The following is a 12,037-nucleotide window of genomic DNA, read 5'->3' on the forward strand; positions in this document are numbered from 1 at the left end:
AGTGGAGGATGTGATCCTCCCGGGCGAGTCGGTCGGAGAGGCGGGCGTCATGGCTGGTGCGGGTCCGAGCTTCCTGGTCCTGCCCGAGCGACCGCCCAAGCCCCGGTCGGCCGGGCTCACCCATGTGTTGGACAAAGGGTATTCCCTGGACCGCGTCGAGTCCTTGCTCAAGGTGTATTCCGGCTGGATCGACGTCTGGAAGTTCGGCTGGGGTACGGCGTACATCGAGCCCGCGCTCGCCGAGAAGGTCCGGGCGCTGCGCGACCACGACGTCAGGCCGTGCACCGGCGGCACCCTGCTGGAGATCGCCTGGCTGCAGGACCGGGTGGACGAGTTCTTCGACTTCGCCACCTGGGCCGGTTTCGAGTCCGTCGAGGTGTCCCGCGGGAGCACCGACATGCTCCTGGCCGAGAAGCACCGGATCATCCGGCAGGCCCGGTCGCTCGGGTTCGAGGTCTTCGCCGAGGTCGGCAGCAAGAACCCCGGGGACATCGTGTCGGCGACCCAGTGGACGGCCGAGCTCGAGGCGGATCTGGACGCGGGCGCGGGCTGGCTGGTGGCGGAGGGTCGCGAGAGCGGCACCGTGGGTCTCTACGACATGGGCGGCCACCTCCGCGAGGACCTGCTCGACGCCCTCGCCTCGTCTGCGGCCGCCGGCCTGCTCATCTACGAGGCTCCGCAGCGCGCGCAGCAGGCGGACCTGATCCGGCGGCTCGGCCCCGAGGTGAACCTCGGCAACATCGCGCTCGACGACGTGCTGGGCCTGGAGACGCTGCGCCGCGGACTCCGCTCCGACACGATCGGACTCGGCGTCGCGCTGGAGACCTCGACCCGTGCGCACTGAGGAACGGGCCGCGACCCGCCCGACGGACCCGGCTGCGCCGAACGTCATCCCGTCGCGCTACCGCCAGGTCGCCGTGGCCGCCGTTCCAAGCCTCGATCCCGACTGGCTGGTCGAGCATTTCACCGACCGCGAGGTGTACTTCCGGACTCGGTTCGTCGTGGCCCGGTACGACGACCGCGTCGCTCTGGTCGAGGTGGATCGCAAGGCGACGGACGACCTGTTCACGCTGACCGTCGCGGCCCGGGTGCTGGCCGGACCCGACGACTGTGCGGTCGTGGTCGACGAGAGCGTGGACACCGGGGTCCCGTCCCAGCTGGCTGCCGCCGCGGAGGCCTTCCCCGGCGTGAAGTGTGTCGTGGTCGAAGGCTCGTACTCCCACGTGAGCTTCATCCTCAACCCCGCACCGATCCGGGTCAGGTTGATCGACGTGGTTCCGCCGGGGCCGGCCAAGTTGCTCGACCAGGTGCGCCGGGTGCTGGCCACGGCCGAGGATCTACCACCGGTGGTCGTCGTACCGGATCTCTTCGACAGTCGGCGGCTCCTTGCCGAGGCGTACGACGTACCTCCGCGAGACGTGCTGATTCCCTGCCGGGGTTCGGGGATGGACTTCCCGGGCAGCACGGTGTCGTTCCTGGACGAGCGACCGCCCGTGCGGGACTGGACGCTGCTCGGATGCGAACGCTCCAACCAGATCCATCACTGGTTCTACGGCAGCACACCCGAACGGGTCGACATCTGCCCCCGGCAGTGGCTGACCTCCGACGGACAGTCGACCCTGACCCGGTGCTGCCTGCTTCAGGAGGGCATCGAGAGCGAACGAACCGGAACGGTCGTGCCATGGGGCGCCTCGCTGGCCGAGGTCCGCGCCGCGCTCGAGACGATCGTCGATCGGTCGGAGGTCGTATGGACGCACATCTGATTGACTCCGCGATCTTCGGGCACCAGTGGAGTACGGCGGAGAGTCGAGCGCTCTTCGCCGAGTCCGCCCGGGTCGCGCGGTGGCTCGACGTGATCATCGCCCTCGCTGAGGCCCAGGCGGACGTCGGCATCATCCCGGCCTCCTCGGCGGCTGCCATCGCCCGACTGCGCGGCGTCGAGCTGGATCTCGCCGCCGTCGCGGAAGGCACGCGGACCACTTCGCACTCGACGCTCGGCCTGATCCAGGTGCTGCAACAGTTGCTGCCCGCGGAGGCGGCCGAGCATGTGTACTACGGCACGACCGTGCAGGACATCTCGGACACCGCGCAGGTGCTGGAGCTCGCCGAGGTCGGCGGTCTCGTCTGGCGGGACCTGTGGGCGATCGAGGCCGACCTGCTGGCGCTCGCCGGGCGGCACCGCGAGACGCCGATGCTTGGTCGCACCCACGGTCAGCCGGGGGCACCGATCACCTTCGGGTTCAAGGCCGCGACGTGGGCCGACGAGATCGGTCGCAGTCTGGAACGCCTTCGCCAGGGACGCGGTCGCTGGCTGGTGGGGGAGTTGGGCGGGGCGGTCGGCGTACTCGGGTTCTTCGGTGCGCAGGCGTTGCCGCTGCGGGCGGCGTACTGCGATCGGCTCGGTCTGGCCGAACCGGCCGTCTCCTGGCTGACCACTCGCGACCGGCTTGCGGAGTTCGCTCAGGTGATGGCGTCGGCGGTCAGTGCGATGGCCCGGATCGCGAACGAGGTCTACGTACTCGCGCGCGCCGAGCTGGCCGAGGTCCGTGAGCCGACGCCGTCGACCACTGTGGGCAGCATCTCGATGCCGCACAAGCGAAACCCGGAGGTGTCCGAGCAGGTCGTCACGCTGGCCCGCATGGTCCGCTCCTCGGCGGGTGTGCTAGGCGAGACGTTGATCGGCGAGCACGAGCGCGACGGACGGTCGTGGAAGACCGAGTGGGTCGTGTTGCCTGAGCTTGCGCACTACACGCTCGCCGCGGCCGGCATGACACGGTCCCTGGTCCGCGAGCTCGAGGTCGATCCCGCGCGGATGCTCGCAAACCTGGAGGCGACCGGGACCGCATCCTCGGAGCGGCTGCTGAGTGTGATGTCCGCGCGGCTCGGCAAGCACACCGCACAGGCCACCTTGCAGGACGCCTACCGTTCCGCGATCGGCTCCGGCCGTTCCCTCACCGCAGTGCTCGAAGGGCAGATCGAGCCCGCGGAGCTGGCCGAGCTCGACCGCTTCGACACCGGCGCCGCGGCCGAGATGGCGGACGAGGTGGTGGCACGCGCCGTCCGCCGCCGCGCGGGGGAGCGTGCGACATGGCGCTCGTGAACCTTCCCCGAGTACCGCTCGGGATCTTCCCGACCCCGGTGCATCCGGTCGCCGATCTCGCGGGTACGCCGGGACTGCGCGACGTCCTGGTGAAACGCGACGACTTGACCGGGTTCTCCTGGGGTGGCAACAAAGTGCGGACGCTCGAGTACGTCCTCGGGGACGCGCTCGCGGTGCGGGCCGACACCATCGTGGTCGCGGGCGGTCCCACCTCCAACTTCGCCGCCCTGCTGGCTGTCGCCGCCGCTGGGCAGGGAATCGCTGTCGTACAGGTCTGCTACGGCAACGAGCGTGGTGGCGCGGCGGCGCTTGCCTTGTCGAAGCGAGCCGGCGCCTGCGTCGAGTTCACGGGCTCCGCGGATCGCAGCAGCATGGACGAACGCGCGGCGGAGTTGGCGAGTGCGATGCGGGCCGACGGGCGGCGGCCGTACGTCGTACCCCGTGGTGGCGCCACACCTGTCGGCGCGTGCGGGTTCGCGGTCGCCGGCGTGGAGCTGGTCTCGCAGGTCACCGAAGCCACCGTGGTGATCCCGGTCGGCTCCGGCGGCAGCATCGCCGGACTGCTCGCCGGCCTCGCTGCGACTGGTTCCGGCATCGATGTCGTGGGTGTATCGGTGTCCCGGCCGGTCGAGGAGATCGAAACGCAGGTCGCGACGCGTGCGACGGAGTGCGCCCGGCTGCTCGGCATCACGGGAACGTTGCCCAGGTGGCGGGTGGTCGACGGACGGGGACCCGGGTACGGCGGGGGCTGGCCGGAGGCGGACGCGTTGGCGGGCGCACTCCTGGAGCACAGCGGTTTCGTCGCGGACCCGGTCTACAACGCGAAGGCGCTGTTGTGGCTGAACGGTCATCGCGACGAGCTGCCTGGACCCGTCCTGTACTGGAGCACCGGTGGGGCACTCGCCGCCGCCGACGAACTGACCACGGAGGCAAAGCCATGACAGCGGTGAACCCAGGTCTGAATTCTGGACGCCGGGTCGAAGGCCCTTCCAAGGACGGCCCCGCGCAGCAACTCGTCGACGCCGGGTTCGCCTGGGAGATCGCCGACGCACCGCTGCTGCACCACGGGCTGAACATGGCTGACATCGCGCACGTCCTCGACCTCCGCCACCGCCGCATCATCCCGGAACACGCCGCTGCGGCGCTGCTCGGCGTACTGCTGGAGACGCATCGCACCAAGCCCGAGGACTTCCCGTACGACGCCGCGTACGGCGAGCCGTACAACTCACGCGAGCGGCATTTCGTCGCCACGATCGGTGACGACGCCGGCTGGCTGCACGCCGGCCGGCCCCGGCGGGAGGCGGCCCGGGTCGCGCTCCGGATCCTGCTGCGCGGACTGACCGCTCGGCTCGCGGCGGCCGCGTCCGAGTTCGCCGCCACCACCTGTCGTACGGCGGCTCGCTACCGCGAGGTCTACATGCCGGACCAGACGTATCTCCAGCAGGCGCAGCCCTCGACGTTCGGCCACTACCTGCTCGGGTTCGTGCCACCGGCGATCCGGGACTGCGAACGCCTGCTGGACGCCCTGGCCCAGGTCAACACCAGCCCCGGCGGCGCGGGGTGTGTCAACGGCAGCCGGTTGCTGGACGACCGCCGGGTGATCGCGGACCTGCTCGGGTTCGGCGACGTCATCACACATACCCGCGACGCGATGTGGCAGACCGACACGTTCGTGGACGTCCTCAGTACGAGCGTCAGCCTGCTGTCCAACCAGTCCAAGCTCGCCGAGGACCTGGAGATCTGGTCGAGCCAGGAGTTCGACTACGTCGATCTCGCCGGACCGTACACGCGGGCGTCGGTGCTGATGCCGCAGAAGCGCAACCCGTACGCGTTGTCGATCGTCCGTGGCGGTGGCGGCGTGCTGATCGGGCGCCTGACGGGCTTCCTGGCCGTCGTGAAGAGCCCGTCGGCCCGCAGCGACAACCTGATCTTCGCGTACGGCGAGATCCCGAAGGCGGTCGAGTTCGCGACCCGGATCACCGCGCTGATGGAGGGCGTGGTGGACACGCTGAGCGTCAACGAGGAACGGATGTGGCAGCGGCTGGAGGAGGGGTACACCCAGGCCACGGATCTGGCCGAGTTCGTCATGCTGCGCTGCGGCCTGGACTACCGGGCGGCGTACCTCGTGGTTGGCGAGGTGGTTCGCGACGCCAGCCGGCGCGGGGTGCGTGGCGTCGACATCACCTCGCCGGACCTCGATCGCGCGGCCACGTCGGTGGTCGGGCGCGCCCTCGAGCTCGACGCCGAGGAGATCCGGACCGTCCTCGATCCGCGCGCCATCGTCGCCACCCGCAGCGCCCTCGGTGGCGCCGCCCCGGAGGCCGTCGACGCGATGACCGAGGAGTACCTCGCGAAGGCCGTGGATCTCGGCTACCGGGCGAACCACGAGCTGGAGAGGTACGCCGCGACCGAGGCGCGACTGCTGGCAGAGGCCGAGCAGGTCGCCGCTGGACGGGGTGCATGACCGGCGTTGCAACGCCGTGCAACACCTGTGCAACAGCGCCCGGCAGTATCCGTTCATGGACACGTTCAACGCTGAAGCTGACTGCTGTGGATGCCGCTTCGAGCAGAGCGCGCCGGCGCACCATCGTCGGCTCCTCGCCTTGGAGACGCAGCCCATGACCTCCCTCGTGGAGCTCATCGAGATGGCCGCCACCTGGGGCGAGCTCGAGTACGGCGAGACCGAACCGGTGATCCCCCCGAGCGAATGGATCGATTTCGCCGCGGAGCACGCGTGGGTCGATGCGAACCGCGTGTTCGATGCGCTCGTGGCATTGGCCTCCCTGGTGCCACGAGCGCAGTCCACCGCCGTCGAGAAACCCGTTCGCATGCTGGTGTCGGTGTGAGCGGCGCGAGGAGCCCCCGATGACCGAGGTACCCCGGATCGCGATCAACGGCCTCGGCCGGATCGGACGTGCGCTGCTGCGGGCGGTCATCGCCCGCGACTCGTTCGTCGACGTCGTCGCCGTCCATGACCTGACCCCGGCGGCAACGCTGGCCTACCTGCTCCAGCACGACACGGTGCATGGCCGACTCGGCGTACCGGTGGCAGTCGGCGACGACGACGAGCTGATCGTGGGCGACCGCCGGATCAAGGTGCTGCGCGCGAACCATGCGGGGAACCTGCCCTGGTCGTCGCTCGGCGTCGATGTGGTCGCCGAGTGCAGCGGGCACTTCACCAGCAGGGACCGAGCCGGCGGGCATCTGCGGGCCGGCGCGAAACGGGTGATCATCTCCACCCCGACCGACTCGGCGGAGGCGACAATCTGTCTCGGTGTCAACGAGTCGAGCCTGGACCCGAACGCGCACCGGATCATCTCGAACGCTTCGTGCACGACCAACTGCGTCGCGCCGATCTTCGCGATCCTCGACGAGGCCTTCGGTGTCGAAGGTGGCTGGGTCGACACGGTCCACGCCTACACCAACGACCAGCAACTGCTCGACCTGCCGCACCACGACCTGCGCCGGTCCCGGGCCGCGGGTCAGAACATCATCCCGACCGGAACGGGTGCCGACACCGCGCTCGCCCGGGTCCTGCCGCAATTGAAGGACCGCGTGCACAGCGTCGCGGTACGCGTCCCCGTGCCGGACGGCTCGCTCAGCAACGTTGTCGGCATGCTCCGCGGCCGCGCCACGACCGAGGAGGTGCGGGATGCGTTCATCCAGGCCTCATTGTCCGAGCGCTGGTCCGGCATCGTCGGCGTGAGCGACATGCCGATGGTCTCGAGTGACGTGATCGGCGACCCGCGGTCCTGCGTGGTGTCGCTGCAGGACATCGAGTCGCACGGCAACACCGTCCGCGTCTTCGGCTGGTACGACAACGAGTGGGGCTACGCGAACCGCTTGCTCGACCTGGTCGAGATGGTCACGCTGCGCACCAACGTCAGACGCACCGCCACCGACAGCGGCACGCCCAGATCCATCCTGGTGCGGTAGTCAGCCGCGGCGTTCCGGGAGGGACACCCAGATGACCTTCGTGACTCGCGCCGAGGTGTTACGCCACGAGTGCTTCTCCTCCGTGCGGAAGTGCAGGGAGTCGCCCGCGCCGAGACGGTAGGTCTGCTCGGCCACCGTCAGCTCCAGCTGCCCGGACTGGACGTGGACCAACGCCTCGCCGGCCGGGCGCCGGTCCTCGTCGGTCGACTCCGCGCCCGCGCCGATCTCGGTGACGCTGGCGGTCAGCTCGAACGGCCCCGACTCCGCGGAGATCGAGCCGGTAACAACGTCGCCGCCAGGTGACGTACGGACCCGCCGCTGGTTGCGCGGCGTGAAGCTCACCGGCGTGGCCGGGGCGTCGGTCTCGTCGATGAAGTGCGCGACCGGGACCTGGAAGGCCGCCGCGAGCTTGAGCAGCGTGGTGATGGTCGGGACCATCGTGCCCTGCTCCACCTTGTGGATCGCCGCCGGCGAGACGTCGGACCGCTCGGCGAGCTGCTGCAGCGAGAGCCCGAGGCGGCCGCGCAGGACGCGCAGCCGCGGGCCGATGCCGGAGACGACCGCGGAGACGTCGGACTCCGACAGCGTTCGGCCGTGCGGCGCCGGCGCGTCGTCGCGGATCCGTGCGGATCGTGGGGATGCAGGTGTCACCCGGGGCTCCTTCGTTCGCCGCCGAGTCGCATCGGCGTTTAGTAGACGCAGTATATCCGATGGTTGACGGATGCTCGTGTCGCCCATAGTGTACGAGTTTATCGGATAAGAGATTTCCCGTCATTCCCCCGGACCCGAGGAGTTGCTGGTGGACGGCATTCACGACATGGGTGGCACCCATGGCTGGGGTACGGTCGCGATCGATCCCGACGAGCCGGTCTTCGAAGAGGACTGGCACGCCCGGACCTTCGCGCTCGGTCTTGCCTCGATGGGAGCGTCCGGGACCAACCTGGACGCCTTCCGGCACGCGCTCGAGCGCCTGCACCCGGTCGACTATCTCGCCGATGGGTACTACGGGCGCTGGCTGGCCGCCGCCGAGCTGCTGCTGGTCGACAGCGGGGTGCTCGCTCCGGGTGCCGTCGAGGCCCGTGCGCGCCGGCTGGCCGGCGAGGACGTGACCGAGCCGGCCGACGTCGAGGTGCACAAACCGTCGTACGAACGCGGTGGCCCTGGGTCGCTGCGGCAGATCGACGACAAGCCGGCCTTCGAAGCCGGTCAGCGGGTCCGGGTCCGTGAGTTGTACAAGTCCGGCCACACCCGGATGCCGGCGTACGTGCGTGGCCGCACCGGCGTCGTCGAGGCCCGACGGCCCGCCGCGGTGCTGCCGGACAGCACGGCGCACTTCACCGGCGAGGACGCCCAGCACGTCTACACCGTGCGCTTCGAGGCGACCGAGCTGTGGGGGCCGGACTGCGAGCGCTCGACCCTGTTCATCGATCTCTTCGAGAGTTACCTGGAGGAGAGCCAGTGAGTTCCGATCCCCGTTCCGTCGACCGGCCACCGGCCGCGCTGCGCGCCGAGGCGCTCGAGGAACTGCTCACCGAGCGCGGTCTGGTGAAGACCGAGGTGCTCGACGGCTTCATCAATCGCTACGTCAACGACGTCGGTCCGCTGAACGGCGCCAAGGTGGTGGCCAAGGCCTGGGTCGACCCGGAGTACCGCGAGCGGCTTCTCCAGGACGGCACCGGCGCCATCAAGGAACTGGGCTTCGGCGGTCCCCAGGGCGAGCACATCGTGGTCGTGGAGAACACCGACGAGGTGCACAACCTCGTCGTCTGCACGCTCTGCTCCTGCTACCCGTGGCCGGTCCTCGGACTGCCGCCGAACTGGTACAAGGATCCGGCCTACCGGTCCCGGGCGGTCCGGGATCCGCGGGCGCTGCTCGCGGAGATGGGTCTGGACCTTCCCGACGACGTCGGCATCAGGGTGTGGGACTCCAGCGCCGAGAACCGGTACTTCGTACTCCCACGGCGCCCGGAGAACACTGAAGGCCTCTCCGAGGAGGAGCTCGCCGCTCTGGTGACGCGCGACGCCATGGTCGGCGTCGCCAGGGTCGAGGTGGCGGCATGACGGAAACGCTCGAGAACACCGTCGTCGGGATTCCTCGCTCGAACGGCGAGCTCGTCTTCGCGCAACCGTGGGAGAGCCGGGCCTTCGGTATTGCCGCCGCCCTGGCCGACCAGGGGCTGTTCTCCTGGAAGGACTTCCAGGCCGGCCTGATCGCCGAGGTGTCCCGGCGGGCGGACGAACCGGGGGAGTACAGCTACTACGACCGGTGGCTCGGCGCGCTCGAAGCGCTGCTGACCGAGCGCGGTGTGGTGTCGGTGGACGACATCGATGTTCGCGCAGACGTGCTTTGCCACCGCCCTGCCGGTCATGACCATCGCGACGAGGACCATGGCGACCACACGCACTGACGGTCAGGTGGTAGCCGGCCGCACCGTCGAAGGTGTCTGGCACGGCGGCTACCACTGCTCCGTCGCGGCCGGGTCCTTCACGATCGAGGTCGACGAGCCCGAGGAAGTCGGCGGAACCGACCTCGGGCCGCAGCCGACCGACCTGTTCCTCGCCTCCGTCGCCTCCTGCTACACGCTGGCGATCAGCCACGCGGCCCGGAAGCGCTCGATCGACCTCACCGAGCTGTCCGTCCGCGTCACCGGCGAGTACGACGGGTTGCAGTTCGGCGCCGTCCACGTCGAGGCCCGGATCGGTGCACCCGAGGCCGAGCTCGAGCGCCTGGTCGAGGCGGCCGAACGGGTCTGCTACGTGACCAACACCCTGCGCTCCGGCCTCCGGCTGACCACCCAGGCGGTGTGTTCCACCGCTGTCCCTACTGACGGAAGTGAGTTCTCGTGAAGATCGTTGTGATCGGCGGCGGTGCCGCCGGGTTGGGGGTGGCCGGCGCCGCCAAGGGCCAGGACCCATCGGTGCAGACCGTCGTGTACACCGAGTACGAGGACGTGGCGTACAGCCCGTGCGGGATCCCCTTCGTGCACGGCAAGGAGATCGAGTCGTTCGAGAAGCTGTTCCTCGCGACCAAGGAACAGTACGTTGCCCAGGGCATCGACGTGCACTACGAGACCACCGTCGAGAGCATCGACCCGCGGTCGCGGACCATCAAGGTCGCCGGCGAGGGCGAGGTGGGCTACGACAAGCTCGTGCTCGCGACCGGGTGGAACTACGACACCCCGAATATCCCCGGCGTGGAGCTCGGCGGGATCTACCACGTCAAGAACATCCGCGCCGCGATGGAGTGGGACAAGTACCTGGACTCGGTCGAGTCGGCCGTGGTGGTGGAGTCCGGCCCGATCGCGATGGAGATGGTCTCGGCCCTGCAGCACCGCGGGATCAAGGTCACGCTGGTCGATCCCGGCCCGTGGCCGATGGCCGACGTGATCGACCCCGACATCGTCGAACCGATCCGCAAGGACTGGGAGGACTCGGGCGTCACGCTCAAGTTCGGTGAGCACGTGACCGCCTTCCGGGGCACCAGCACGCTCACCCACGTGAGCACGACCTTCGGCGACGTCGAGGCCCAACTGGCCGTGATCGGCACCCACAAGGTGGCCAACACCGGTCTGGCGGGATCCGCCGGCATCAAGCTGGGCAGCACCGGTGGCATCGCGGTCGACCCGCACATGCGCACGTCCGACCCGAACGTCTATGCCGCGGGTGACTGCGCCGAGATCCCGCACGGTGTCTCGAACGTTCCGCTGCAGGGACTGTCGGGGAGCCACGCCTACGCGCAGGGCAAGACCGCCGGCATCAACGCGGCCGGCGGCAACCGCCTGCACAACCCGGTGTACGTGCCGTGGGGCATGCTCGCCGGGCAGTGGATGATCGGCGGTGTCTCGTTCGGCGAGACCCTGGCCACCGCGCTCGGCCTGCCGTTCGTGACCGGGGTCGCCGACGGCATCACCCGGGCGCGCTACTACCCGGGGGTCAAGCCGATCAAGGTCAAGCTGCTCGCGGACCCCAAGACCCGGCGGCTGATCGGCGCCCAGATGATCGGTGGCGAGGGGATCAAGGAACGCGCGGACTTCCTCGGCATCGTCGCCCGGACCGGCGTCACCATCGACACGCTGGCCACGATGGAGAACGTCTACTCACCTGCCATCGGCGCCCTGAACGAGCCCATCGCGATGGCGGCCCAAGCCCTCGTCGCGAAACTCTGAGGGGGCCCGGATGCCCTTCTTCCGCTGGCTTCGCTCGAACTCCGAGCACGCCCTGCTGCGTGATGCGCAACGCCGCATCGCCGCCAAGTACGACGCCAACCCGCCGGCCAGGCCGCACGGCCTGGAGGACCGCTGGTGGCGCCAGATCTTCGCGCCCGTCTACCGGTTTCTCCCCTGGGGCCTGCGCCGGGCCGTGATGCAGGCGATGCCCGGCAGTCACCGGATGGGCTGGCCGAAGCCGGAGTACCTCCCGCCCGGCGACCACTGAACCCCTGTTCCCGACCGGGCGCAGGTCATCCCACCAGCTCCGTACCGTCAACACCTCGAAGGAGTCAGCATCATGCCGAAGACGGTCACCATCGAGCCGCCCCAAGAGGGCGACATCCTGTTCAACGTCGAGGAGAAGGTGTTCCCCGACTACCAGGCCAACGAAGGCGACAAAGCGTACGTCTTCATGCACACGGTCCCCTTCGAGGGCTCCGTCGGCCTGGTCAACATGCTCACGGCCACCCGGCTGCAGCGGAAGGGGTTCGACCTCACCTTCATCCTCTACGGTCCCGGCGTCCTGATGGCCTCGGCCGCTCGCGGCTACCCGGCCGTCGGCAACGAGGGCTTCCCGGGCAACCTCGGCTACAACAAGCAGCTGCGGACCCTGATCGACGAGGGCGCGAAGGTCTACGCGTGCCGGTTCGCGATGGGTGCGCTGTACGGGATGCGTGAGGACGACCTGATCAAGGGCGTCACCCCGTTCAACCCGCTCGACGTGCTGGACGCCAACATCCAGGCCTGGCGGGACAAGGCCCTGGTGCTCGCGACCTGGACGGTCTGAACACCA

General features: G+C 69.4%; 15 protein-coding genes. 14 read left to right on the top strand and 1 reads right to left on the bottom strand.

Annotated elements, in window-relative coordinates; genetic code table 11:
* Window position 1: 1 nt before the first annotated feature.
* Genes AB0E63_RS20550 through AB0E63_RS20580 form a run of 7 tightly spaced genes read left to right on the top strand, consistent with a single transcriptional unit; the run spans window position 2 to window position 7,036 of the window.
* Entirely contained in the window at window positions 2-844 is an 843-nt protein-coding gene (locus AB0E63_RS20550) for a phosphosulfolactate synthase (RefSeq protein ID WP_360368242.1), read from the top strand.
* On the top strand, window positions 834-1,763 hold the full coding sequence (locus AB0E63_RS20555) for a hypothetical protein (protein ID WP_360368245.1): 930 nt from the start codon (window positions 834-836) through the stop codon (window positions 1,761-1,763). The genes AB0E63_RS20550 and AB0E63_RS20555 overlap by 11 nt, the downstream gene beginning before the upstream one ends.
* A complete protein-coding gene (locus tag AB0E63_RS20560; RefSeq protein WP_360368247.1) occupies window positions 1,748-3,100 on the top strand; it encodes a lyase family protein in 1,353 nt (450 codons plus the stop codon). Before AB0E63_RS20555 ends, AB0E63_RS20560 begins: the two co-directional genes overlap by 16 nt.
* A complete protein-coding gene (locus tag AB0E63_RS20565; RefSeq protein WP_360368250.1) occupies window positions 3,088-4,041 on the top strand; it encodes a pyridoxal-phosphate dependent enzyme in 954 nt (317 codons plus the stop codon). Before AB0E63_RS20560 ends, AB0E63_RS20565 begins: the two co-directional genes overlap by 13 nt.
* Window positions 4,038-5,564: a lyase family protein gene (locus AB0E63_RS20570; protein ID WP_360368253.1), complete on the top strand. Its 1,527-nt coding sequence runs from the start codon at window positions 4,038-4,040 to the stop codon at window positions 5,562-5,564. Before AB0E63_RS20565 ends, AB0E63_RS20570 begins: the two co-directional genes overlap by 4 nt.
* Before the next feature lie 55 nt (window positions 5,565-5,619).
* Window positions 5,620-5,946, top strand: coding sequence for a hypothetical protein (locus tag AB0E63_RS20575; RefSeq protein WP_360368256.1), 327 nt, complete (start codon window positions 5,620-5,622; stop codon window positions 5,944-5,946).
* A gap of 19 nt (window positions 5,947-5,965) precedes the next feature.
* Window positions 5,966-7,036: a type I glyceraldehyde-3-phosphate dehydrogenase gene (locus AB0E63_RS20580; protein ID WP_360368259.1), complete on the top strand. Its 1,071-nt coding sequence runs from the start codon at window positions 5,966-5,968 to the stop codon at window positions 7,034-7,036.
* Here AB0E63_RS20580 and AB0E63_RS20585 read toward each other — a convergent pair whose 3' ends face one another.
* Window positions 7,037-7,687, bottom strand: a complete 651-nt coding sequence (locus tag AB0E63_RS20585; protein WP_360368262.1) for a helix-turn-helix domain-containing protein — start codon at window positions 7,685-7,687, stop codon at window positions 7,037-7,039.
* Window positions 7,688-7,835: 148 nt separating this feature from the next.
* On the opposite strand from AB0E63_RS20585, the gene nthB reads away from it, so the two are divergent.
* The 7 genes from nthB (at window position 7,836) to AB0E63_RS20620 (ending at window position 12,031) form a co-directional block, all read left to right on the top strand.
* Complete coding sequence (gene nthB, locus AB0E63_RS20590) at window positions 7,836-8,498, top strand: nitrile hydratase subunit beta (protein ID WP_360368265.1); 663 nt, start codon at window positions 7,836-7,838, stop codon at window positions 8,496-8,498.
* On the top strand, window positions 8,495-9,097 hold the full coding sequence (gene nthA / locus AB0E63_RS20595; RefSeq protein WP_360368268.1) for a nitrile hydratase subunit alpha: 603 nt from the start codon (window positions 8,495-8,497) through the stop codon (window positions 9,095-9,097). The genes nthB and nthA overlap by 4 nt, the downstream gene beginning before the upstream one ends.
* Window positions 9,094-9,444 carry a nitrile hydratase accessory protein gene (locus AB0E63_RS20600; protein ID WP_360368271.1) on the top strand — a complete coding sequence of 117 codons (351 nt, stop codon included), beginning with the start codon at window positions 9,094-9,096 and terminating at the stop codon, window positions 9,442-9,444. The genes nthA and AB0E63_RS20600 overlap by 4 nt, the downstream gene beginning before the upstream one ends.
* Window positions 9,425-9,883 (top strand): OsmC family protein, encoded by a 459-nt coding sequence (locus tag AB0E63_RS20605; protein ID WP_360368274.1) that lies wholly within the window; start codon window positions 9,425-9,427, stop codon window positions 9,881-9,883. Before AB0E63_RS20600 ends, AB0E63_RS20605 begins: the two co-directional genes overlap by 20 nt.
* On the top strand, window positions 9,880-11,202 hold the full coding sequence (locus tag AB0E63_RS20610) for an FAD-dependent oxidoreductase (RefSeq protein ID WP_360368277.1): 1,323 nt from the start codon (window positions 9,880-9,882) through the stop codon (window positions 11,200-11,202). The genes AB0E63_RS20605 and AB0E63_RS20610 overlap by 4 nt, the downstream gene beginning before the upstream one ends.
* A gap of 10 nt (window positions 11,203-11,212) precedes the next feature.
* Window positions 11,213-11,470, top strand: coding sequence for a hypothetical protein (locus tag AB0E63_RS20615; RefSeq protein WP_360368280.1), 258 nt, complete (start codon window positions 11,213-11,215; stop codon window positions 11,468-11,470).
* A gap of 72 nt (window positions 11,471-11,542) precedes the next feature.
* Window positions 11,543-12,031, top strand: coding sequence for an MSMEG_0572/Sll0783 family nitrogen starvation response protein (locus AB0E63_RS20620; RefSeq protein ID WP_360368282.1), 489 nt, complete (start codon window positions 11,543-11,545; stop codon window positions 12,029-12,031).
* Window positions 12,032-12,037: the final 6 nt, after the last annotated feature.

The organism is Kribbella sp. NPDC026596, from assembly GCF_040638415.1.
Lineage (GTDB): Bacteria > Actinomycetota > Actinomycetes > Propionibacteriales > Kribbellaceae > Kribbella.

Bases quoted from the DNA above. Each gene is read 5' to 3' on its own strand.
- AB0E63_RS20560 (WP_360368247.1), top strand. From the start codon at position 1,748: ATGGACGCACATCTGATTGACTCCGCGATCTTCGGGCACCAGTGGAGT.
- AB0E63_RS20565 (WP_360368250.1), top strand. From the start codon at position 3,088: ATGGCGCTCGTGAACCTTCCCCGAGTACCGCTCGGGATCTTCCCGACC.
- AB0E63_RS20570 (WP_360368253.1), top strand. From the start codon at position 4,038: ATGACAGCGGTGAACCCAGGTCTGAATTCTGGACGCCGGGTCGAAGGC.
- AB0E63_RS20575 (WP_360368256.1), top strand. From the start codon at position 5,620: ATGGACACGTTCAACGCTGAAGCTGACTGCTGTGGATGCCGCTTCGAG.
- AB0E63_RS20580 (WP_360368259.1), top strand. From the start codon at position 5,966: ATGACCGAGGTACCCCGGATCGCGATCAACGGCCTCGGCCGGATCGGA.
- AB0E63_RS20600 (WP_360368271.1), top strand. From the start codon at position 9,094: ATGACGGAAACGCTCGAGAACACCGTCGTCGGGATTCCTCGCTCGAAC.
- AB0E63_RS20605 (WP_360368274.1), top strand. From the start codon at position 9,425: ATGGCGACCACACGCACTGACGGTCAGGTGGTAGCCGGCCGCACCGTC.
- AB0E63_RS20615 (WP_360368280.1), top strand. From the start codon at position 11,213: ATGCCCTTCTTCCGCTGGCTTCGCTCGAACTCCGAGCACGCCCTGCTG.
- AB0E63_RS20620 (WP_360368282.1), top strand. From the start codon at position 11,543: ATGCCGAAGACGGTCACCATCGAGCCGCCCCAAGAGGGCGACATCCTG.